Origin of the sequence: Xenorhabdus szentirmaii DSM 16338 (genome assembly GCF_002632585.1) — a bacterium.
In the GTDB taxonomy this organism is placed as follows: Bacteria; Pseudomonadota; Gammaproteobacteria; order Enterobacterales; family Enterobacteriaceae; genus Xenorhabdus; species Xenorhabdus szentirmaii.
In genome coordinates, this window is record NZ_NIBV01000001.1 from 1647983 (window position 1) to 1671712 (window position 23730).

A 23730-nucleotide genomic window follows, 5' to 3' on the forward strand; every position below is an offset into this window, starting at 1 on the left:
TTCCTGATTTATGTTAATACGAGGGTGTTGCTATAGTTTATCCCGTGTGTTGAGGGCCTCTGTCAACCTTTCTGATAATTCGTCCCTGATTTTTTTGTGTAACGCATTGTGTTCTTTGTCTGCCAGAACAAAAAAATCTTCTACACGTTCACCGATGGTGGTAATACGGGCGCCATGCAAAGATACGCCTAATTCGGTAAAAATATTACCAACTCTGGCCAGTAATCCCGGCTGATCTAATGCAACTAATTCCATATAGGTGCGACGCGCATTTTGGGTCGGCAAAAAACTGACTTTGGTCGGGACATTAAAATGGCGCAATTTGGTCGACAGGTTGTGTGCCTTGGGGACGTTAGGGTGTGGATCGTTCACCACTTTCAGCAGTGCCTGGCGGATGGATTCATGGCGATCCAGTGCCAGCGGATGACCATTGGGTTCCAGTACCACAAAAGTATCCATTGCCATTCCATCACGGCTTGTGAAGATCTGGGCATTATGGACACTCAAATTACGCTTGTCCAGCTCGCCGGCTACAGCGGCGAAAAGTGAAGGCCTGTCTTGGCACCAGATAAAGATTTCTGTACCACCATGAGAAAACGCGGTGCTGATCAACACCATAGGCTCAGAAGACATGTGCTGAGTTAAGTGATTGGCATGCCAGACTAATTGGTCAGGTGTATGGCGCAGGAAATAATCGGCATGGCAACGGCTCCAGATATTATTTAATTGTTGTTCGTCGATATTTTCTTGCCGCAAAAGCGCCAGTGCCTGTGAGCGATTGTGTCGAATGCGTTCCCGTAAATCCGGCGGGTTCTGGATACCTTGGCGCAACTGCATTTCGGTGGCGAAATAGAGCTCGCGTATCAGGCTTTGTTTCCAGCTGTTCCAGAGTTTGGTGTTGGTTGCACAAATATCAGCAACGGTCAGGCAAATTAAATAATTCAGGCGGTCTTGGTTTTTGACGACACGTGCAAATTGCTGGATGACATCGGGATCTTGGATATCTCGTCGCTGTGCGGTAACAGACATCAATAAGTGATCGCGTACCAGCCACTCCACCAATTCAGCTTCACGGTTTGTCAGGCCATGTTGCAGTGCGAAGGCGAAAGCATCTTTGGCACCGAGTTCAGAATGATCACCGCTGCGCCCTTTGGCGATATCATGGAAAAAAGCGGCCAACCGCAATAGCTCCGGTTGAGGAAGGCGCGAATAAAGATCAACACACAATGGGTGGATTACCCGCGTATTCTCATCAGAAAAGCTTTCCAGTTTTTGCAGTACCCGGATAGTGTGCTCGTCAACGGTATAGGCATGGAAGAGATCAAATTGCATTTGACCAACGATGTTGCTCCAAAACGGCATATAAGCTCCCAACACACTGTGGAGGTGCATGGGATGCAGCGATCGGTTGACGGAGTGGGGATGACGCAGAATATCCATGAAAATCTTTCGTGCTTCCGGCAATTCACATAAAGGTGTTGTCAAATTTCTGCGGGCATACCGGAGCTGGCGCAAGGTGGTGGAATAGATCCCCTGGATTTCCCGATGTTCAGCCATGTGATAAAACATTTTCAACATGGCGGCAGGCTCACGGTTGAATAATGTCTCATCGATTAAATCAATGAGATTTCCCCGTAATTGAAATTCTGCATTCAGGGGGCGGGGTTTCTCGTCGGGTTGCAATGCCAGAATGGCTTCATCAAATAATTGAAGAAGCATGTTATTCAGTTCGCTGACACGACGAGTAACGCGGTAGAAGTCCTTCATCATCAGCTCTACAGGCTGATTGCGTTCTCCTTCATAACCGAGAAGCTGGGCGACACTGAACTGGCGTTCGAAAAGCAGGCGGTTATCATAGCGTGTAACGACCAAGTGCAGCGCAAAGCGGATACGCCAGAGAAAGTTCTGGCATTCGTTTAATTCATTGCATTCTTCGTGAGTCAAAAAACCAAAGTTAACCATTTCTTCCAAGGAGGTTGCCCCAAAATGGCGGTGGGCGACCCAAAGTAACGTATGGATATCGCGTAATCCGCCCGGGCTGCTTTTTATATCAGGCTCCAGATTGTAACTGGTGCTGTGATAACGTTGATGGCGCTCTTGCTGTTCAACGAGTTTGGCTGCGAAAAATTGAGCGGACGGCCAGAAATCATCACTGAAAATGTATTTCTGCAATCGTAAAAATAGGGGTAAATCCCCACAAATTAATCGTGTTTCAATGAGATTGGTAGCAATAGTGAGATCAGAAAGGCCTTTTTTCTGGCACTCTTCAAATGTTCTGACACTGTGGCCTACTTCCAGACGGATATCCCAGAGAAGCGCAATGAATTCACAGAGACGGGAGGACTGTTCTTCAGTCAAGGGGGATTCGCTCAGAATTAACAGATCAACATCCGATAGCGGATGCAACTCCCGGCGCCCATATCCTCCGCTGGCAATCAAAGAAAGGGACGCTATTTGATCAAATCCCCGCTCTTGCCATAGCCGATTTAAAAGTTGGTCAATATAATCACTGCGGGCATAAATCAGTGTATTGGGTGATACACCGGCCTTGAATGACTGTTCAAGCCACAGCTGAAATTCATCAATATGCTGTTTCAGCGCAGGAAATTGAAGATCATCATGGGAAAACTCCACGGGCGACAAGGGAAGCACAGGGACATGTGCAAAATCAATATCAGCTGACATATTCAAAGACCTATGATAAGAAACCGTGAGATGAACAGATGTTATACCCGTCGTCTTTTAAGTTATAGCGCTGTAGGCGACATTTATTCACCCCCATTCACCCCAATCGTACAGATAGGGGATTCACTTCCTCGCTGCTATGCCCTGTGTTTTTCAAATTGCCGCATGGTTGGCTACGAGATTTTATTATTTACAATGCCCGGTTACCGTTTTATAGACACTGATTTTTATCAATATTGCTCTTTTGAATATTAATTTTTATAAGCATTGGTTTTTATAAATATACAATTAGAAAGTGTATTGGGGGCTTTTCAAAAAAAGGAAATTTTATGGTTAATTGCTCAGTTTGTAATGAAGAATTTGAAGATGAGGCAGAATTAGAACAACACACTAAAGAAAAGCATAGAAAGAAAAAAATCATGTGTATAAAGAGTGCGGTAAAGAGTTTAAACAATCGAGTAAGTTAAATTGGCATGTGGGAACCTACACAGGAGAAAAGCCTTATCAGTGTCAATATTACGATAAAGGATTTGCCAAGTAGGAAAGGTTATTACCTTTTTCATTACATCTCAGGATATAGAAAGAGGTGGGGCATTATTGATTGAGTATGGCGATAGGTACGAACCCGAACTTAATGTGCCTGAAAAAAAATTAAAAGAAAAAAAGAACAAGAAGAAAAAGAAATAAAAAAAGAAGCTGTCAGTGGAAATCCCATTCCTGAAGTTTCACTTGAAAATTCTATGCCAGGTTTATCAGTGGAAAGTAGCGCCCATGTTTCAAGGAGAATTCGGCCTGTTTAATGAAGAGACGCTGGGGCAGGTTTCTTTGCGAAAAAGAAAATCAACTGCTGAAGACTGACAGGAAAAATAAAAGGTTTTCTTATCCAATGTATCTAAGAACCTGTCCTTCAGAGGATGTCAATTCAATGGTGCCTCATAACAAGGAATGGCCGCTCAATGTGTTTTTGGAAGAACGACATTGAGCTGCGTAAGCGTGGACCGTTCCCTGAAAATGAAATCTCCATTCACGGGCCAATCAGAGATTACCCGTTAACCAATACCGCTGAGATAGACGCTTCTTCTTCCTTGCGCCATGTCATGATCTCACAGCCGTTGTCGGTAACGACAATCGTATGTTCATATTGCGCAGACCAACCGCGATCTTTGGTTTTGACTGTCCAGCCGTCTTTCATGGTACGAATGCGGTAATCACCTGCGTTGACCATGGGTTCAATGGTAAATGCCATGCCTTTTTGCAGAACCACACCGCCATCATCTGCATCATAATGCAGGACATGGGGTTCTTCGTGGAAGACTCTGCCAATGCCGTGACCGCAATATTCGCGAACAACAGAGTAATCCTGACCTTCTACAAATTGCTGGATTGCTTTGCCGATGGTACGCAAGCGAATGCCGGGCTTGACCATTTTCAGGGCCAAGTACAGGCTATCTTGGGTGACACGGCACAGGCGCTCACCTTGAATGGTTGGTTTACCGACAATGAACATTTTGGAGGTATCACCGTGGAACTCGTCCTTGATGACCGTCACATCAATATTGACGATGTCACCTTCTTTCAGCACCTTGTCATCACTCGGGATACCATGGCAGATCACGTCATTGACGGAAATGCACACTGATTTAGGGAAACCGTGGTAACCCAAACAGGCGGAGATGGCTTGCTGTTTTTCAGTGATGTGTTCATGGCAGATGCGATCAAGTTCACCGGTGGTGATACCTGCCTTAACATGAGGTTCAATCATTTCCAGAACTTCGGCTGCCAGACGACCGGCAACGCGCATTTTCTGAATGTCTTCTTCTGTTTTGATAGAAATAGCCATGAAATGGGTCCATTTAAGTCGGAAAAGCACCGACTACTTGAGATTAACTAAGGAAAAATGTTGTTGGTAATGGTATCAGTCCACTGAATATCTGCCAATAACCGTTAGGTGAAAGACTATCGAAAGCGCATAAACAAATGTTGGTGTATGGTGGTGGATTATGGTATAAAGCGCGCCGGTATTCTGTGTAATTGTTTCTGATATGATGCGATGCGCGGGAGTACTAAATAAACTCATTATGTGTAAATAACACACACAGGTCGGCACATACACCGGGGTGCTCTCATGCGGCTGATTCATAGGTCAATTGATGTGAATAATCCGCAGCTAAAGAGTCGGTGTCATGGGATCTGTGGAGGCATAACCCCAATTAACTTTATAGAGGTCTAAAATGGCAACTGTTTCCATGCGCGATATGCTGCAAGCGGGCGTTCACTTCGGTCACCAGACTCGTTACTGGAACCCAAAAATGAAACCTTTCATCTTTGGTGCTCGTAACAAAGTTCATATCATCAACCTGGAAAAAACTGTTCCAATGTTCAACGATGCATTGGCAGAGCTGAACAAAATTGCTTCCCGTAAAGGCAAAATTCTGTTTGTTGGCACCAAGCGTGCTGCAAGCGAAGCAGTAAAAGAAGCAGCACTGAGCTGTGACCAATACTTCGTTAACCACCGTTGGTTAGGTGGTATGCTGACTAACTGGAAAACTGTTCGTCAGTCAATCAAGCGTTTGAAAGATCTGGAAGTTCAGTCTCAGGATGGTACTTTTGACAAGCTGACCAAAAAAGAAGCGCTGATGCGTGCTCGTGAGCTTGGCAAACTGGAAAACAGCCTAGGCGGTATCAAAGACATGGGCGGCCTGCCTGATGCTCTGTTTGTTATCGATGCTGAGCACGAACACATCGCTATCAAAGAAGCAAACAACCTGGGTATCCCAGTATTTGCTATCGTTGATACCAACTCTGATCCAGACGGTGTTGATTTCATCATCCCTGGTAACGACGACGCAATCCGTGCAGTAAAACTGTACCTGACTGCTGTGGCTACTACTGTTCGTGAAGGTCGTTCTCAGGATCTGGCTGTTCAGGCTGAAGAAGGTCTTGTAGACGCTGAATAATAAGGTATGCTCATTTTTGAGCCCTTATTGACCAGATAATGAAATATATCCGATGAATTTCGGTCTGTCGCCAAAAGCGGCAGTCTGGAATATGACAGATATATGTTGGTTAGGGGGCCTGTTATGGCCCCCTTTAGCTATCTGATACAGAATTATTATCTGATATAGAACTTTCCACGCGGAATATTATCTTCCCGCGAGACACATCGAGGAATAAAACAAATGGCTGACATTACCGCTGCACTGGTAAAAGAACTGCGTGAGCGTACTGGCGCTGGCATGATGGAATGTAAAAAAGCACTGGTTGAATCAAATGGTGATATCGAGCTGGCTATCGATAACATGCGTAAATCAGGTCAGGCAAAGGCAGCTAAAAAAGCAGGCCGTGTTGCGGCTGAAGGCGTTATCCTGACTGAAATTTCAGCTGATGCTAAATTTGCAGGTATTGTTGAACTGAACTGTGAAACTGACTTCGTTGCTAAAGATGCAGGTTTCCTGGCATTCGGTAAAGAAGTGATGGCAGCTGTTATGGCTGACAAAAATGCTGACATCGAAGCACTGAAAGCGAAGTTCGAAGAACAACGTACTGCTCTGGTAGCAAAAATCGGTGAAAACATCAACATCCGTCGTGTTGAGATTCTGGAAGGCGAAGCTGTAGGTTCTTACCTGCACGGTGCACGCATTGGCGTTCTGGTTGCAGCTGAAGGCGCAAACGAAGAACTGATCAAGCACATCGCAATGCACGTTGCTGCAAGCAAACCAGAATACGTGAATCCAACTGACGTTCCTGCTGACGTTGTTGAGCGTGAGCATCAGATCCAGCTGGACATCGCAATGCAGTCTGGCAAGCCACGTGAAATCGCAGAGAAAATGGTTTCTGGCCGTATGAACAAATTCACCGGCGAAATCTCTCTGACTGGTCAGAACTTCGTGATGGACCCAAGCAAATCTGTTGGTGATCTGCTGAAAGAAAACAACGCGAAAGTAATCAACTTCATCCGTTTCGAAGTCGGTGAAGGTATTGAGAAAGTTGAAGCTGATTTCGCAGCAGAAGTTGCTGCAATGAGCAAACAGTCTTAATTTTCTTAAACGGAACCGCCGATTGGCGGTTCTGTTTTATCTTATTATGAATTTTTGACATCTGGGCTATCTCTGCATAGCAATAGCGTGGATGTGTAGTCGTTAAGTCAATCTTAATAAATCCCCAATATCCTTATCTGCTTAGGACTGAACACCATGGCAACCAATGCAAAACCCGTATATCAGAGAATCCTGCTTAAGCTCAGTGGAGAAGCCCTGCAAGGCGAAGAAGGTTTTGGTATCGACGCTAGAGTCTTAGATCGCATGGCTCAGGAAATCAAGGAACTGGTTGAGCTGGGTATTCAGGTCGGTGTCGTTATTGGAGGAGGCAACCTGTTTCGTGGTGCTGGTTTGGCACAAGCAGGGATGAACCGTGTAGTAGGCGACCACATGGGCATGTTGGCGACTGTGATGAATGGTTTGGCAATGCGTGACGCATTGCACCGCGCCTATGTGAACGCTCGTTTGATGTCCGCCATTCCTCTGAATGGTGTGTGTGACAACTATAGCTGGGCTGAGGCAATCAGCTTACTGCGTCACGGTCGTGTTGTTATTTTCTCTGCGGGGACGGGGAATCCGTTCTTTACAACAGATTCTGCTGCATGCTTGCGTGGCATTGAAATTGAAGCAGATGTTGTATTAAAAGCAACCAAAGTTGATGGCGTTTATTCAACCGATCCTGCGAAAGATCCTGAAGCCGCTCTCTATGACCATTTGACTTATCAGGAAGTATTGGAACGTGAGTTGAAAGTGATGGATCTTGCAGCCTTTACGCTGGCTCGTGATCACAACCTGCCAATTCGTGTCTTTAATATGAACAAACCAGGCGCACTTCGTCGTGTTGTGATGGGGGAAAATGAAGGTACGCTGATTTCTCACGGCTGATTTTTCTTCATTCGTGTTCAAAGAGACACCCGTAAAATTTGACGGTATGATCTGCGTCCTGATGCGCCAAATTTAATAACACAGGGCCACTTATTCATTAGCTTGATTAGCGTATCTGCTAATTACGCATGGCGGCCTAAAAAATAACCATCTCCCAAGGGTTTGTAACGTGATTAATGAAATCAAAAAAGACGCACAAGACCGTATGGAAAAAAGCGTCGAAGCACTGAAAAATCAAATCAGCAAGGTTCGTACTGGCCGCGCTTCTCCTAGCCTGCTGGATGGGATCAATGTTGAATATTATGGCTCAGCAACCCCACTGCGTCAGATTGCCAACGTCGTTGCAGAAGATGCCCGTACTTTAGCTATCACTGTCTTTGACCGTTCTATGACTGCGGCAGTTGAAAAGGCGATTATGGCTTCTGATTTGGGTCTGAACCCATCTTCTGCCGGAACCATCATCCGTGTTCCATTGCCACCGCTGACAGAAGAGCGCCGCAAGGATCTGATCAAAGTTGTTCGCAATGAAGCGGAACAAGGGCGTGTAGCTGTCCGTAACATTCGCCGTGATGCTAACGATAAGGTCAAGGCATTGCTGAAAGATAAAGAAATCAGTGAAGATGAAGAACGCCGTTCACAGGACGAAGTTCAAAAATTGACTGATAGTTTCATCAAGAAGATAGATGAAGCATTGGCTAACAAAGAAGCCGAACTGATGGATTTCTAAGTGCCATTTTTGTTTGCAGCGCCGCAGTTTTTGCGGCGTTGTTACTATAATTTATTACACGTCATATCACATTTCTTTCTCAAGCAATGGACATAGTGTTTAGTACCACTCAAACTATTGCGATTTTCTATCAGTAGCATTATTCAGAGTATTAAAATGAAACGGTTAACTATTCTTGGCTCAACGGGGTCGATTGGGAAAAGTACGCTTTCTGTTGTCCGAAATAATCCAGAGAAATTTCGCATTGTTGCACTTGTGGCTGGGAAAAACGTTGAAGAGATGGCCCGGCAATGTCTGGAGTTTACTCCTCAATATGCCGCAATGGCAGATGAACAGTCAGCAAACGCCCTGCGTCAATTATTGTTGGAGCAGGGAAGTCAGACCGAAGTGTTTTCTGGCAAATACGCTATCTGTGATTTGGCTGCATTGGACGATGTTGATCAAGTGATGTCTGCTATTGTGGGTATTGCAGGATTATTGCCGACCTTGGCGGCTATCCGTAAAGGAAAGCAAGTTCTGTTGGCGAACAAAGAATCTCTGATTACCAGTGGCCGCTTGTTTATGGATGCCGTTGTCCAGCATAAAGCTCAATTGCTGCCAATCGACAGTGAACATAATGCTATCTTTCAAAGTCTCCCGGAGGTGATTCAGCGTAATCTCGGTACAGTGAATTTGAAAGATCATGGCATTTCGAGCATTATTCTGACGGGATCAGGCGGGCCTTTTCGTAAAACACCGCTGGATAAATTTGCTGATGTAACACCGGATGAAGCATGTGCACACCCTATCTGGTCAATGGGCCGCAAAATCTCTGTTGATTCTGCAACCATGATGAACAAGGGGTTGGAGTACATTGAAGCCCGCTACTTATTTAATGCATCTGCTGATGAAATGGAAGTCTTGTTGCACCCCCAATCGGTTATTCACTCCATGGTTCGCTATCAGGATGGCAGTATTATTGCGCAATTGGGGACACAGGATATGTGCACGCCGATAGCCTATTCCATGGCTTATCCACACCGTATTTCATCTGGCGCGAAACCATTGGATTTTACTGAGCTGAGCATGCTGACTTTTGAAGAATTAGATTATCAGCGTTATCCTTGCCTGAAATTGGCCATCGAAGCTTGTCATCAGGGTCAGGCCGCAACGACAACGTTGAATGCAGCAAATGAAGAAACCGTGGATACTTTTTTGAAAGGTGGGATCTGTTTCACCGATATTGCAAAAATTAATCGTTTGGTTGTCGAAAAATTAAATTTACCTGAACCTAAAAATATCGAAGAGGTCTTAGAAATCGATAATATCGCAAGAATTTCGGCGAAAGAGGCTATTCGAAACTGCTCCAAATAAAGAGTTTTATTAATAAGTATCTGTTTGTTTGCGTTTGGGCAAATGATATAGTTCGCGGGGCAATAATAGTTGTTATAATAGCCAATTCAATTAATTGGTACCCATGTTCCAGTAGCGAAAACCAGAATAAAGACTTTCATTCAGGCCGAGCCAGAAACAGCCGTGGTAGCCGTGATAATAGTTAACACGTAACACGGCTTTTTCATGTTTGGAAGTGATTGAATTCATGTAAAGCCCTACTTAGTTATTTAAGGATTATTTTGAGTGATATCTCCTAGTGATAGTGACTCATTGCCAATCGTGCCCAGACACGTTGCCATTATTATGGATGGCAACGGCCGCTGGGCCAAAAAACGTGGCAAATTAAGAGTTTTTGGTCACCGCGCAGGAATTAAAGCCGTGCGGAGTGCCGTAAGTTTTTCAGTTAAGCATAATATCGAATCACTGACGTTATATGCTTTCAGCAGCGAAAACTGGAATCGCCCGCAACAAGAAGTCAGTTCTTTGATGGAGTTGTTTGTGTTTGCCCTTGATAATGAAGTCAAGAGCCTGCATAAGCACAATGTAAAATTATCGGTTATTGGTGATATCAGTCGCTTTAGCTCACGGTTGCAGGAACGTATTCGCCGCTCAGTTGAATTGACCGCAGGCAATACCGGATTGCAGCTTAATATTGCAGCTAATTATGGTGGCCGTTGGGATTTGGTTCAGAGTGTCAGGCAAGTTGCCAATAAAATTAAGGCGAATGAGCTGTCCCCTGAAGAAATTACTGAAGACACAATCGGTGATTGTGTGAACTTAAGCCAACAGGCTGAAGTTGACCTTGTGATCAGAACAGGGGGCGAACATCGAATTAGTAACTTCCTGATATGGCAGATCGCTTATGCAGAATTGTATTTTACCGATATACTTTGGCCTGATTTTGATGAAACTGCTTTTGAAGGTGCGATTCATGCCTTTGTCAAACGAGAACGCCGATTTGGCGGAACAAAACCAGACGATGCCGAAGTGGGATCATAGGAGGAAAACTTGCTGAAGTACCGTCTTTTAACTACGTTAATATTGATTCCACTTGTTGTTGCGGCACTGTTTTTCCTCCCTCCATCAGGGTTTGGTCTGGTTGTCATTGCTGTTTCAGCACTTGCTGCATGGGAATGGGGGCAATTTGCCGGTCTTTTCACTCAGACTAAACGCATTGCGTTGGCTGTGTCATTCGCTGTAGGGCTTTTGCTCTTGCAGTATTCTGTGGCGGATTTTTCCCATCTGCTCGAAAAACGACAAATTGTTTATCCATTGTGGGCGGGTATGGCCTGGTGGATAGCGGCAATTTTATTAGTGATTACATATCCAGCCTCTGCATCTGTTTGGAAATCATCGATTGTATTACGCTTGCTGTTTGGTGTCCTCACCATCGTGCCCTTTTATTGCGGAATGATGGTGCTGCGTATCCAGGGCTATGAAAATAATACTTATAACGGTGCATGGTGGTTGCTGTATGTGATGTTGCTGGTCTGGGCCGCTGATTCCGGCGCTTATATTTTCGGTCGAACCATAGGCAAGCATAAAATGGCCCCCAAAGTCTCACCCGGAAAGACTGTTGAAGGGCTGGTCGGCGGGTTATTGACCGCGGCTCTCATTTCATGGCTATTCAGTAAATTTGTCCATGTTCCTGCAATGCCTGAACATTTGATGTTAATTTCTACTGTCGTTGTTATCGCTTCAGTTTTTGGTGACTTAACAGAAAGTATGTTCAAACGAGAATCAGGGGTTAAAGACAGCAGCCAGTTGATTCCGGGCCATGGCGGTGTTCTGGATCGGGTAGATAGCTTAACGGCAGCAATTCCTGTTTTTGCCGGGCTGGTGATGCTAGTTTCTTCTGGATTTAATCTCTAAAGGTACATAATGGATATTCTCTGGAATCTGGTTGCATTTATTGTTGCGTTAGGTGTTCTCATCACCGTACATGAGTTTGGTCATTTTTGGGTTGCCAGACGATGCGGTATCTATGTTGAACGTTTTTCTATCGGTTTCGGTAAAGCGATTTGGCGTTACACAGATAAACAGGGAACAGAATACGTTATTGCCCTTATCCCCCTTGGCGGATATGTCAAAATGCTCGACGAACGGGTGGCGGAAGTGACTCACGAACGTCGTCATATGGCATTCAACAACAAAACCATTGGTCAGCGTGCGGCAGTTGTTAGTGCTGGGCCAATCGCAAACTTCATTCTGGCGGTCATCGCTTATTGGCTGGTTTTTGTGATTGGTGTGCCATCCGTGCGTCCTGTCGTGTTGGATGTTAAACCTGATTCTATTGCTGCGCAGGCAAATATTTTGCCCGGAATGGAACTAAAAGCCATTGATGGTATCGAAACTCCTGATTGGAATTCGGTACGGCTTGCGATGATCAGTAAGTTAGGTGAATCATCTGTGTCTATGGAAGTCTCTTCGCTAAGGTCCACTGACAATATTCACAAAACAGTCAACCTTCACGGGTGGGAATTTGATCCATCCAAGCAAGATGTTTTGCTGTCGATGGGAATTATGCCTGTTGTTCCGCGAGTCAGCGCGCAATTGGATAAAGTTCATCCTGATTCACCTGCGGCAAAAGCGGGTTTACAAAGTGGGGACAGGATAATTAAAGTCAATGGGCAGGATGTCGATGTCTGGCACACTTTTTCGTCTTTTATCAGGAAGAATCCCAATCTTCCTCTAAAATTGGACGTTGCAAGATCAGGCGGGTTGATTTCCTTGACCCTGACTCCTGAGGCTAAAGAATTACCCAATGGCAGTGAAGAAGGGTTTGCTGGTGTTGAGCTAAAATTTATTCCCTTGGCTGATGAATACAAAGTGCTTCAACAATATGGGCCTTTCTCTGCCCTTTATGAGGCAGGGGATAAAACGTGGCAATTAATGAGGCTGACCGTCAATATGATCGGCAAATTGATTGTCGGGGATGTGAAACTCAATAATCTGAGCGGCCCGATTTCCATAGCCAAAGGCGCTGGAGTATCAGCTGATTCAGGCTTGGTGTATTATTTGATGTTTTTGGCGCTGATTAGCGTCAATCTTGGGATCATTAATTTGTTCCCGTTACCTGTACTAGATGGTGGACACTTGCTTTTCCTTGCGATTGAAAAGATCAAGGGAAGGCCGGTCTCCGAGCGTGTACAAGACTTCAGTTATCGCATTGGTGCTATGTTGCTGATGTTATTAATGGGGCTTGCACTTTTCAATGATTTCTCCCGCTTCTGAGGTGGGGGACCGGTTAGGAAAACGCATAACAACGATGGCGATGAAAAAGTTGCTCATAGCGTCGCTGCTGTTCGGCAGCGCCACTGCATACGGTTCAGACGGATTCGTGGTTCAGGACATTCATTTTGAGGGTCTTCAACGCGTCACCGTTGGTGCAGCATTACTGAACATGCCAGTTCGCGTAGGTGATTCAATCAGCGATGAAGATATCAGCCGTGCGATTCATGCACTGTTCGCGACAGGAAACTTTGAAGATGTTCGTGTCTTACGTGATGGCAATTCACTTATTGTTCAAGTAAAAGAACGACCAACCATCGCTAACATTACTTTCTCCGGTAATAAAACGGTGAAAGATGACATGCTCAAGCAGAACCTTGAGGCTTCCCGTGTCCGTGTTGGTGAAGCTCTTGACCGCACTATGCTGTCCAATATTGAAAAAGGGTTGGAAGACTTCTATTACAGCATCGGTAATTATAACGCGACAGTGAAAGCTGTTGTCACACCGCTGCCCCGTAACCGCGTTGATTTGAAATTCGTCTTTTCAGAGGGGGGTTCTGCCAAGATCCAACAAATTAATATTGTTGGCAATAAGGCTCTTCCTACCAATGAACTGCTGAATCATTTTCAGTTGAGGGATGATGTTCCTTGGTGGAATTTGGCCGCAGACCAGAAATACCAGAAACAAAAGCTGGCGGGTGATCTTGAAAATCTGCGCAGTTTCTATCTTGGCCGAGGGTATGCCCGTTTTAACATTGACTCGACTCAGGTCAATCTGACCCCGGACAAGAAAGGTATCTACATTACCGTCAATATCACCGAAGGCGATCAATACAAAATTGCAGGTGTTGAGCTGAATGGTAATTTAGCGGGCTACCAATCGAAAATTGAAGAGTTAACTAAAATTAAGCCAGGCTCTCTCTATAACGGTACAGAAGTAACCCAAATGGAGAATGCCATCAAAAATCTGCTTGGTCGTTATGGGTATGCTTATCCTCGGGTGATGACCCAGCCTGAAATTAATGAGGCGGATAAGACCGTTAAATTGCATGTAAATGTTGATGCAGGTAACCGTTTTTACGTACGCAACATTCGCTTTTCAGGCAATGACATCAGTAAAGATTCGGTATTGCGCCGCGAAATGCGCCAGATGGAAGGGGCATGGCTGGGCAGTGATCTCGTCGAACAAGGTAAAGAGCGTTTAAACCGGCTTGGCTATTTTGAAACGGTTGATGTCAACACAGAGCGAGTGCCAGACAGCGCGGATCAGGTTGATGTGGTATATAAGGTCAAAGAGCGCAATACAGGCTCAATGAACTTCAGTATTGCTTTTGGTACAGAAAGTGGTGTGGGTTTCCAGGTTGGTGTCCAACAGGATAACTGGCTGGGAACAGGGAACTCTGTTGGGGTCAGTGCAAGTAAGAATGACTACTCAACGTCAGCAGATTTATCCTTGACCAATCCATACTTTACTGTGAATGGTGTCAGTTTGGGGGGGCGTGTATTCTATAACGACTTCCGGGCTGATGAAGCAGAGCTTTCGAACTATACCAATAAAGCATACGGTACAGAAGGAACGCTCGGTTTCCCATTGAATGAGAATAACACCTTACTGCTGAGACTGGGTTATACGCATAACACCTTGTCTAACATGCGTCCGCAGGTAGCGATGTGGCGTTATCTGAACAAAATGGGCAAGAAGCTCAATAATGTCGACAAAGCAGAATTTGACTCCAATGACTTCTCAATGACCGTGGGTTGGACATATAACAACCTCGACCGCGGCTTTTTCCCGACTTCGGGTTTGAAATCCTCTCTGGATGCAAAAGTGACAGCGCCGGGTTCCAACAACCAATTCTATAAAGTCAGCTGGAATGCAACGGGTTATTATCCTTTGGATGATAATCGTTCGTGGGTGCTGATGGGGCGTACGCGGATGGGGTATGGCGGTGGTTTTGGCGGCAAAGAGCTGCCGTTCTATGAAAACTACTATGCCGGGGGTTCCAGCAGTGTTCGTGGCTTCAGGTCCAATAATATCGGTCCGAAAGCAATTTACTTGGATAAAAATGGTTATCCGGAGAAAAGCCCATCGCGTGATGCGGTAGGGGGTAACGCCGTGGCAGTGGCCAGTTTCGAACTGATCACACCAACGCCATTCCTGGATGCGAAATATTCTAATGCAGTCCGGACCTCTTTGTTTGTTGATGCAGGGACGGTATGGGATACCAATTGGTCCAAGTCTTCCCCCGGGATACCTGATTACAGTAAACCCAATAATGTCCGTGTTTCGGCAGGTATTGCTTTGCAATGGTTGTCACCATTAGGTCCATTGGTCTTCTCTTACGCTAAACCCATTAAGGAATATGAAGGCGACAGAGCAGAGCAGTTCCAGTTCAATATTGGTGGAACTTGGTAATTTTTAGTCACTTTTTGTGAATATCGCCCTATTATTAGATAGGGCGATATTCAAGCCCTATTTTGTCATTTCAGCCGAAATAGGCTGATGAGAGAATCTCTGAGTTTTCCAACCTGTAAAAATAGCATAGGTCAAAGGAGTTTATAGTGAAAAAAGTATTGTGTGCAGCAAGTCTGGGTATGGCACTGGCGTTTTCTGTGGGAGCTCAGGCAGCAGATAAAATTGCTGTAGTAAATATTGCTGAGGTTTTCCAGCAGTTACCAGCCCGTGCAGCTGTGGCAAAACAGTTGGAAAACGAATTTAAAGGCCGTGCTTCGGAATTGCAGGGCATGGAATCTGACTTGCAGGCTAAGATCCAGAAATTGCAACGTGATGGCTCAACAATGAAAGCCAGTGAGCGTGAAAAGTTAGAAAAAGAAGTTGTCGCAAAACGTGATGAATTCGCTCAGAAAGCTCAGGCTTTCGACATTGATAATCAACGTCGCCAGATGGAAGAGCGAAATAAAATCCTGACTCGCATTCACGATTCAGTTAAAGTAGTTGCAGGTCAAAAAGGTTACGATCTGGTTCTGGATGCAAATACCGTTGCGTATTCTGCTTCAGGAAAAGACATTACCGCAGAAGTACTGAAACAGGTTAAATAAATAGATGGTTTCGATTCGATTGGCTGATCTCGCTCAGCAGTTGGATGCGCAGTTGCAAGGTGATGGCGATACCGTCATCACTGGCCTTGCGCCGATGCATTCAGCAAATAGCGGGCAAATTACATTTTTATCTGACAGCCGTTATACTGACAAGCTTTCTGAATGTCAGGCTGCCGCTGTTGTGTTGCGAGAAGCAGACCTTCCTTATTGTAAAGTCGCTGCACTTGTTGTGAAAGATCCTTATCTTGCCTATGCCCGCATGGCGCAAATCATGGATACAACACCACAACCCGCTCAGGATATCCACCCGTCAGCAGTTATTTCTTCTGATGTCGTCATGGGAAAAAACGTAGCAGTAGGGGCGAATGCGGTTATCGAATCTGGTGTCGTCATCGGTGATGGTGCCATCATTGGGGCAGGTTGCTTCATTGGCAAGAATGCGCACATTGGTGCACAAACCCGCCTCTGGGCTAACGTATCGGTATACCATAACGTTGAAATTGGCGATTCATGTCTCATTCAATCAGGCGCTGTCATTGGGTCCGATGGCTTTGGTTATGCGAACGATCGTGGAAACTGGATCAAAATCCCTCAGTTGGGCACGGTTATCATCGGTGATCGCGTTGAAATCGGTGCTTGTACAACTATCGATCGTGGTGCTCTGGATAACACTATTATCAGCAATGGTGTTATCATTGATAACCAATGCCAAATAGCCCATAACGTGACGATTGGGGAAAGTACAGCGCTTGCCGGTGGCGTCATTATGGCGGGCAGTTTGAAAGTGGGTCGTTACTGTATGATTGGCGGGGCCTGTGTCATTAATGGGCATATGGAAATCTGTGATAAAGTGACCATTACAGGCATGAGCATGGTGATACGCCCAATCACAGAGCCAGGGGTCTACTCATCGGGCATCCCATTGCAACCAAACAAAACTTGGCGTAAGACAACTGCTTTAGTTATGAATATTAACGAAATGAATAAGCGGTTGAAGTCAGTAGAGCGCCGAATGGAAGGTGAAAACGAGTAATCATCCAATATTGTGATTAGACGTTTTTAATTAGCGTTTTGGTTGTGCTTTTAATTTTTGCGGCCTGCCTGATAACTCTGAATAAAGAGTTCATGCGGGCCGTGTCGTTAATGCAATGATTCTTATTATAGACAGGAAGAGTATTTAGATGAGTAATAATCATACTCTGCAAATTGAAGAAATTTTGAATTTACTTCCTCACCGTTACCCATTTTTGTTGGTAGACCGTGTTTTGGATTTTGAGGAAGGCAAGTTTCTGCGCGCAGTTAAGAACGTCACATTTAATGAACCGTTCTTTCAGGGGCACTTCCCGGGTAAACCTATTTTTCCGGGAGTGCTTATCCTTGAAGCAATGGCGCAGGCTACGGGTATTCTGGCATTTAAGAGTGTCGGATCATTGGAGCCGGGTGAATTGTATTATTTTGCTGCAATTGATGGAGCTCGCTTTAAGCGTCCAGTGTTGCCTGGTGATCAGATGGTATTGGAAGTTGAATTCATTAAAGAACGTCGAGGTGTTGCACGTTTCAAAGGCGTGGCGAAAGTCGATGGGGAATTGGCTTGCGAAGCTGAAATGATGTGTGCTCGCCGTCGTGAGGCCTAATCCATGATTGATCAGACTGCAATTATCCATCCTTCTTCTGTGATTGAAGAAGGTGCTGTTATTGGTGCCAATGTTCGCATTGGCCCATTTTGCTATATCGGTTCCCAAGTTGAAATTGGTGAAGGGACTGAGCTGAAATCCCATGTCGTGGTTAATGGGATAACCAAAATTGGCCGTGATAATCAAATTTACCAATTTGCTTCCATCGGTGAGGTGAATCAGGATCTTAAATATCAGGGTGAACCCACTCGTGTTGAAATTGGCGATCGTAACCGCATCCGCGAAAGCGTTTCTATTCATCGTGGTACCATCCAAGGCGGTGGTTTGACCAAAGTGGGTAGTGACAATCTTCTGATGATCAACGCCCATATTGCTCATGATTGCATCGTCGGCTCACGTTGTATCATTGCGAATAATGGTACTTTGGGTGGTCATGTCATTTTAGGTGATTATGTCATCATTGGCGGAATGACAGCGGTTCACCAATTCTGTCAGATTGGCTCCCATGCCATGATCGGGGGTTGCTCTGGTGTCGCTCAGGATGTTCCTCCTTACGTTATTGCGCAAGGCAACCATGCAACACCTTTCGGGTTGAATATTGAAGGCCTGAAGCGTCGCGGGTTTGACAAAGAATCACTGCATGCGATCCGTTATGCTTACAAGGCACTTTACCGCAGTGGAAAAACACTGGAAGAAGCCAGACAAGAAATTAGCCTTCAAGCTGAAAATAACTCACACGTGCAAGTATTCAGTGATTTTCTGGAAAGTTCAGCAAAATCCAGCCGTGGCATTATTCGTTAAGTAGATGAAGGATACTCCTTTGGCTACCTTTTCTTCTGTTAATAATCAGCGTCCGTTGACGATTGGCCTAGTTGCCGGAGAAACATCCGGTGATATTTTGGGAGCTGGGCTGATACGTGCATTGAAAGCAAAAATTCCGGATGCCCGCTTTGTGGGCGTCGCAGGCCCTCTTATGCAGTCCGAAGGTTGTGAAGCCTGGTATGAGATGGAGGAGTTGGCCGTCATGGGAATTGTTGAAGTTCTCGGACGCTTGCCCCGCTTGCTGAAAATTCGCAAAGATCTCACGGCTCGCTTTAGTGACCTGAAGCCAGATGTGTTCATTGGCATTGATGCCCCGGATTTCAACATTACCCTGGAAGGGCGGCTGAAATCACGCGGGATTAAAACAATCCATTACGTCAGTCCATCTGTATGGGCCTGGCGCCAGAAGCGCGTATTTAAAATCGGTCGGTCAACGGATTTAGTGTTGGCATTTTTGCCATTTGAAAAAGCATTTTACGATCGCTTTAACGTGCCATGTCGCTTCATTGGTCACACAATGGCAGATGCTATCCCTCTGCATATCGATAAAGCAGCCGCAAGACAATCTCTTGATATTCCATTGAATGTCCCTTGTCTGGCGATGTTGCCCGGTAGCCGCCATGCTGAAGTTGACATGCTGAGTGCTGATTTCCTCAGGGCCGTACAATTATTACAGGAAAAATTACCTGACTTGCATGTACTGGTTCCTTTGGTTAATGCTAAACGCCGTGAGCAATTCCAGAGAATCAAAGATGAAATTGCACCTGATTTGTCACTTCATCTGTTGGATGGAAAAGCCCGTGAAGCCATGATTGCCAGCGATGCCACTTTACTGGCCTCGGGAACTGCGGCACTGGAGTGCATGTTGGCTAAATCGCCCATGGTTGTAGGCTACAGAATGAAACCGTTTACATTCTGGTTGGCAAAACGCTTGGTAAAAACACCGTATGTTTCCTTGCCTAATCTGCTGGCAGGTAAAGAATTAGTCAAAGAGTTATTGCAGGATGAATGTGAGCCACAAATGTTGTCGAAGGCATTATTGCCTCTTCTGCAAGGTGGTGAAGATGTGGAAATGTTGAAACAGACATTCCTGCATTTGCATGAAAGCATTCGCTGTAATGCTGATGAACAGGCTGCGCAAGCCGTTCTGGAATTAGCGAGAAGATAATGGATTTTGTTTATCCTCAGGCGAACCTGATTGCCGGTGTTGATGAAGTGGGGCGCGGCCCATTGGTCGGTGCTGTTGTTACTGCGGCCGTTATTCTTGATCCTGCTAACCCGATTGCGGGTTTGGCGGATTCGAAAAAACTCACGGAAAAACGCCGTGAGAAACTGTATCTGGAAATTAAAGAAAAAGCGCTGTGCTGGAGTCTTGGCCGGGCAGAGCCGGAAGAAATTGATCAGCTTAATATCCTTCATGCCACGATGCTTGCCATGCAACGTGCAGTGGCGGGTTTATCAATCACACCTGATTATGTCCTGATTGATGGCAACCGTTGCCCGGCATTGGCGATGCCCTCCCAAGCCGTTGTTAAGGGCGATAGTCTGGTTGCTGAAATCAGTGCGGCTTCCATTCTGGCTAAAGTAACCCGCGACAGAGAAATGGCAGAACTGGATAAACAGTTTCCTGATTATGGTTTTGCCAAACATAAAGGTTATCCAACGGCCCTGCATCTGGAAAAACTGGCATCTCTGGGGGCTACGGAGCATCATCGTAAAAGTTTTGCTCCGGTTAAACGGGCACTGGGTCTCGGATAAATATCCGGGATAAGGATCTGGGCAGATTATGACAGAACCACGTTTTGTACACTTACGTGTTCACAGCGACTATTCAATGATCGATGGCTTGGCTAAGACCGGCCCATTGGTGAAAAAAATCGCCAAATTGGGTATGCCAGCTTTTGCGATTACGGATTTTACCAACCTGTGTGGATTGGTGAAGTTCTATGGCAGTGCTCACAGCGCAGGCATCAAGCCAATTATTGGCGCTGATTTTTTTGTGGAAAGTGATTTGTTGGGGGATGAATATTCCCATCTGACCGTCATTGCCCGCAATAATGAAGGTTATCAAAACCTGACTTTGCTGATCTCTGAGGCTTATCAAAAAGGCTACGGAGCGATTGGCCCGACTATCAAACGGGAATGGCTGGTAAAATACAAAGCCGGATTAATCCTGTTGTCGGGGGGGCGCATGGGGGATGTCGGTAAGTTCCTGTTGCGTGGCAATCGTGCATTGGTGGATCAGTGTCTTGATTTTTATCAGGCGCATTTCCCTGACAGCTATTATCTTGAATTGATCCGTACCGGGCGGCAGGATGAAGAAAATTATCTTCATGCGGCTGTTACGTTGGCAGCAGAAAAAAACTTTCCTGTTGTGGCGACCAACGATGTCTGCTTTCTGGAAAGTGAAGATTTTGATGCTCATGAGATTCGGGTTGCTATCCATGATGGCTATACACTGGCTGATCCGAAACGCCCTAAAAGTTACAGTCCTCAGCAATATCTGCGCAGTGAACAGGAAATGTGTGAACTTTTCTCTGACATTCCTGAAGCACTACAAAATAGCGTAGAAATTGCTAAACGCTGTAATGTTACCATCCGCCTTGGCGAATACTTTCTTCCGCAATTTCCTACGGGAGAAATGAGTACTGAAGATTTTCTGGTTGAAAAATCGAAGCAAGGTTTGGAAGAACGTCTGGAGTTTCTCTACCCTGATCCGGAAATCAGGGCACAAAAACGCCCTGCATATGATGATCGTCTGGATATTGAACTGAGAGTCATTAACCAGATGGGGTTCCCCGGTTACTTCCTGATCGTCATGGAATTTATCCAGTGGTCGAAAGATAACGGTGTTCCCGTTGGGCCGGGACGTGGTTCTGGTGCGGGTTCCCTTGTGGCCTATGCCCTGAAAATCACCGATATCGACCCGCTGGAGTTCGATCTGCTGTTTGAACGTTTCCTTAACCCTGAACGTGTTTCCATGCCTGACTTTGACGTCGATTTCTGTATGGAAAAACGTGATCAGGTGATTGATCACGTTGCCGATATGTATGGGCGTGACGCGGTATCGCAGATTATCACTTTTGGTACGATGGCGGCAAAAGCAGTTATCCGTGATGTTGGGCGTGTACTGGGTCATCCCTATGGGTTTGTCGACCGGATATCGAAATTAGTCCCGCCAGACCCTGGCATGACGCTTGAGAAAGCCTTTGTTGCAGAGCCACAACTGCCTGAAATTTACGAAGCGGATGAAGAAGTCCGGGCGCTGATTGATATGGCGCGCAAATTGGAGGGCGTGACCCGTAATGCGGGTAAACATGCGGGAGGTGTTGTTATTGCACCAACCAAAATCACCGATTTTGCCCCCATTTACTGCGATCCGGAAGGGCAAAACCCAGTTACCCAATTTGATAAAAATGATGTGGAATATGCGGGGCTGGTTAAGTTTGACTTCCTTGGCCTGAGAACCCTGACCATTATCAATTGGGCTCTTGAGATGGTGAATGCCCGCCATGCCAAAAAAGGATTGAAGCCGATTGATATTGCGGCCATTCCATTGGATGACCAGAAAAGTTTCGATATGCTGCAACGCTCCGAAACGACAGCGGTTTTCCAGCTTGAATCCCGGGGCATGAAAGACCTGATTAAGCGCCTTCGCCCTGACTGTTTTGAAGACATGATTGCATTGGTGGCGTTATTTCGCCCCGGCCCACTGCAATCCGGCATGGTGGATAACTTTATCGACCGTAAACACGGGCGGGAAGAGATCTCTTATCCTGATGTTGAATGGCAGCATGAATCCTTAAAACCTGTATTGGAGCCAACATACGGCATTATCCTGTATCAGGAACAGGTCATGCAGATCGCTCAGGTATTGGCGGGTTATACCCTTGGTGGTGCAGATATGCTTCGCCGCGCAATGGGTAAGAAAAAGCCTGAGGAGATGGCGAAACAACGTTCGGTATTCGAAGCTGGCGCAATAAATCAGGGCGTTGACGGCGAACTCTCGATGAAGATCTTCGATTTGGTGGAGAAATTCGCGGGTTATGGCTTCAATAAATCTCACTCCGCAGCCTATGCATTGGTTTCTTACCAGACTTTATGGCTGAAGGCTCACTATCCGGCAGAATTTATGGCGGCAGTGATGACGGCGGATATGGATAACACTGAAAAAGTTGTCGGGCTGGTGGATGAATGCTGGCGCATGGGGCTTAAAGTGTTGCCGCCTGATATTAACAGCGGCCTGTACCATTTCCACGTCAATGACGAAGGTGAAATTGTTTATGGCATCGGGGCGATTAAGGGCGTTGGTGAAGGGCCGATTGAGGCTATCATCGATGCTCGCCAGAAAGGGGGACATTTCAAGGAACTCTTTGACTTATGTGCCCGTGTTGACACCAAGAAGCTAAATCGTCGAGTGATGGAAAAGCTGATTATGTCTGGTGCTTTCGACAGGCTCGGGCCACATCGTGCTGCATTGATGTCTTCTTTGGAAGATGCATTGAAAGCCGCTGAGCAGCATGCAAAAGCCGAGGCCATTGGTCAGACCGACATGTTTGGGGTGCTGGCTGAAGAGCCTGAGCAAGTTGAACGTTCATATGCCAGTACACCTAAATGGCCAGATCAGATTGTTCTTGATGGTGAGCGGGAAACGTTGGGTTTGTACTTAACGGGTCATCCGATCACAAGTTATTTGAAAGAGATTGAACGATATACAAATGGATTGCGTCTAAAAGATGTGAATCCGACACCTCGCGGTCAGGTGACGACTGTCGTCGGTTTGGTGCTGGCTTCCAAAATTCTGACAACCAAAAAGGGAAACAGGATTGGGATCAGTACGTTGGATGATCGCTCTGGACGGCTGGAAATTATGCTGTTTTCTGATGCGCTGGAAAAGTACCAGCATTTATTAGAGCAGGACAAAATTTTGATTGCCACTGGACAAGTCAGCTTTGATGACTTTAACGGTGGCCTTAAAATGACGGTTCGTGAATTAATGGATATCAGCGAGGCCCGTGAAAAGTTTGCACGTGGGCTTGCTATCTCGTTGTCAGACAGGCAAATTGATGAGCAATTGTTGAACCGTCTTCGTGGTGTATTGGAGCCACATCGTTCAGGTACGATACCGGTTCATCTTTATTACCAGCGGGTAGATGCCCGTGCCCGTTTACGATTTGGTGCAACATGGCGGGTAACGCCAACGGACACCCTTTTGACCGATCTGCGAACTCTGCTGGGTAACGAGCAGGTTGAATTAGAATTTGACTAAAATAGG

General features: G+C 45.8%; 20 protein-coding genes. 17 read left to right on the forward strand and 3 right to left on the reverse strand.

Going from position 1 to position 23730, the window contains the following annotated elements; genetic code table 11:
* Positions 1 to 30: 30 nt before the first annotated feature.
* The gene (gene glnD / locus Xsze_RS07565) at positions 31 to 2685 is read right to left on the reverse strand and encodes a bifunctional uridylyltransferase/uridylyl-removing protein GlnD (RefSeq protein WP_038236351.1); all 2655 of its coding nucleotides are present in this window, start codon (positions 2683 to 2685) and stop codon (positions 31 to 33) included.
* 329 nt (positions 2686 to 3014) lie between these two features.
* Between glnD and Xsze_RS22095 the strand changes: the two genes are divergently transcribed.
* Positions 3015 to 3152 (forward strand): hypothetical protein, encoded by a 138-nt coding sequence (locus tag Xsze_RS22095; protein ID WP_156935878.1) that lies wholly within the window; start codon positions 3015 to 3017, stop codon positions 3150 to 3152.
* Between the two features lie 575 nt (positions 3153 to 3727).
* Here Xsze_RS22095 and map read toward each other — a convergent pair.
* Positions 3728 to 4525 carry a type I methionyl aminopeptidase gene (gene map, locus Xsze_RS07570; RefSeq protein WP_038236349.1) on the reverse strand — a complete coding sequence of 266 codons (798 nt, stop codon included), beginning with the start codon at positions 4523 to 4525 and terminating at the stop codon, positions 3728 to 3730.
* A gap of 391 nt (positions 4526 to 4916) precedes the next feature.
* Between map and rpsB the strand changes: the two genes are divergently transcribed.
* From rpsB to ispC, 5 genes are all read left to right on the forward strand, one after another.
* Positions 4917 to 5642, forward strand: a complete 726-nt coding sequence (gene rpsB / locus Xsze_RS07575; RefSeq protein ID WP_038236345.1) for a 30S ribosomal protein S2 — start codon at positions 4917 to 4919, stop codon at positions 5640 to 5642.
* A gap of 222 nt (positions 5643 to 5864) precedes the next feature.
* Positions 5865 to 6722: a translation elongation factor Ts gene (tsf, locus tag Xsze_RS07580; RefSeq protein ID WP_038236342.1), complete on the forward strand. Its 858-nt coding sequence runs from the start codon at positions 5865 to 5867 to the stop codon at positions 6720 to 6722.
* Positions 6723 to 6878: 156 nt separating this feature from the next.
* A complete protein-coding gene (gene pyrH / locus Xsze_RS07585; protein ID WP_038236340.1) occupies positions 6879 to 7607 on the forward strand; it encodes a UMP kinase in 729 nt (242 codons plus the stop codon).
* A 169-nt stretch (positions 7608 to 7776) separates the two neighbouring features.
* Positions 7777 to 8334: a ribosome recycling factor gene (gene frr / locus Xsze_RS07590; RefSeq protein ID WP_038236337.1), complete on the forward strand. Its 558-nt coding sequence runs from the start codon at positions 7777 to 7779 to the stop codon at positions 8332 to 8334.
* Positions 8335 to 8490: 156 nt separating this feature from the next.
* On the forward strand, positions 8491 to 9687 hold the full coding sequence (gene ispC / locus Xsze_RS07595; RefSeq protein ID WP_038236334.1) for a 1-deoxy-D-xylulose-5-phosphate reductoisomerase: 1197 nt from the start codon (positions 8491 to 8493) through the stop codon (positions 9685 to 9687).
* Between the two features lie 90 nt (positions 9688 to 9777).
* Here the strand turns inward: ispC and Xsze_RS22100 are convergent, their stop codons facing one another.
* Positions 9778 to 9915, reverse strand: coding sequence for a hypothetical protein (locus Xsze_RS22100; RefSeq protein WP_156935877.1), 138 nt, complete (start codon positions 9913 to 9915; stop codon positions 9778 to 9780).
* A gap of 96 nt (positions 9916 to 10011) precedes the next feature.
* On the opposite strand from Xsze_RS22100, the gene ispU reads away from it, so the two are divergent.
* The 11 genes from ispU (at position 10012) to dnaE (ending at position 23724) form a co-directional block, all read left to right on the forward strand.
* The gene (ispU, locus tag Xsze_RS07600) at positions 10012 to 10707 is read left to right on the forward strand and encodes a (2E,6E)-farnesyl-diphosphate-specific ditrans,polycis-undecaprenyl-diphosphate synthase (protein WP_244431776.1); all 696 of its coding nucleotides are present in this window, start codon (positions 10012 to 10014) and stop codon (positions 10705 to 10707) included.
* 9 nt (positions 10708 to 10716) lie between these two features.
* Positions 10717 to 11580 (forward strand): phosphatidate cytidylyltransferase, encoded by an 864-nt coding sequence (cdsA, locus tag Xsze_RS07605; RefSeq protein ID WP_038236330.1) that lies wholly within the window; start codon positions 10717 to 10719, stop codon positions 11578 to 11580.
* Between the two features lie 6 nt (positions 11581 to 11586).
* The gene (rseP, locus tag Xsze_RS07610; RefSeq protein WP_209435272.1) at positions 11587 to 12942 is read left to right on the forward strand and encodes a sigma E protease regulator RseP; all 1356 of its coding nucleotides are present in this window, start codon (positions 11587 to 11589) and stop codon (positions 12940 to 12942) included.
* Positions 12943 to 12976: 34 nt separating this feature from the next.
* Positions 12977 to 15355 carry an outer membrane protein assembly factor BamA gene (gene bamA, locus Xsze_RS07615; protein WP_038236326.1) on the forward strand — a complete coding sequence of 793 codons (2379 nt, stop codon included), beginning with the start codon at positions 12977 to 12979 and terminating at the stop codon, positions 15353 to 15355.
* A gap of 146 nt (positions 15356 to 15501) precedes the next feature.
* Positions 15502 to 15999 (forward strand): molecular chaperone Skp, encoded by a 498-nt coding sequence (gene skp, locus Xsze_RS07620; RefSeq protein ID WP_038236324.1) that lies wholly within the window; start codon positions 15502 to 15504, stop codon positions 15997 to 15999.
* A gap of 4 nt (positions 16000 to 16003) precedes the next feature.
* Positions 16004 to 17032: a UDP-3-O-(3-hydroxymyristoyl)glucosamine N-acyltransferase gene (lpxD, locus tag Xsze_RS07625; protein WP_038236322.1), complete on the forward strand. Its 1029-nt coding sequence runs from the start codon at positions 16004 to 16006 to the stop codon at positions 17030 to 17032.
* A 148-nt stretch (positions 17033 to 17180) separates the two neighbouring features.
* Positions 17181 to 17633 carry a 3-hydroxyacyl-ACP dehydratase FabZ gene (gene fabZ / locus Xsze_RS07630; RefSeq protein WP_038236319.1) on the forward strand — a complete coding sequence of 151 codons (453 nt, stop codon included), beginning with the start codon at positions 17181 to 17183 and terminating at the stop codon, positions 17631 to 17633.
* A gap of 3 nt (positions 17634 to 17636) precedes the next feature.
* Positions 17637 to 18434: an acyl-ACP--UDP-N-acetylglucosamine O-acyltransferase gene (gene lpxA, locus Xsze_RS07635; RefSeq protein ID WP_038236317.1), complete on the forward strand. Its 798-nt coding sequence runs from the start codon at positions 17637 to 17639 to the stop codon at positions 18432 to 18434.
* 4 nt (positions 18435 to 18438) lie between these two features.
* On the forward strand, positions 18439 to 19623 hold the full coding sequence (gene lpxB, locus Xsze_RS07640) for a lipid-A-disaccharide synthase (RefSeq protein ID WP_051462343.1): 1185 nt from the start codon (positions 18439 to 18441) through the stop codon (positions 19621 to 19623).
* Positions 19623 to 20213: a ribonuclease HII gene (rnhB, locus tag Xsze_RS07645; protein ID WP_038236313.1), complete on the forward strand. Its 591-nt coding sequence runs from the start codon at positions 19623 to 19625 to the stop codon at positions 20211 to 20213. The genes lpxB and rnhB overlap by 1 nt, the downstream gene beginning before the upstream one ends.
* 28 nt (positions 20214 to 20241) lie before the next feature.
* A complete protein-coding gene (dnaE, locus tag Xsze_RS07650; protein WP_038236311.1) occupies positions 20242 to 23724 on the forward strand; it encodes a DNA polymerase III subunit alpha in 3483 nt (1160 codons plus the stop codon).
* The last annotated feature ends 6 nt before the right edge of the window (positions 23725 to 23730 follow it).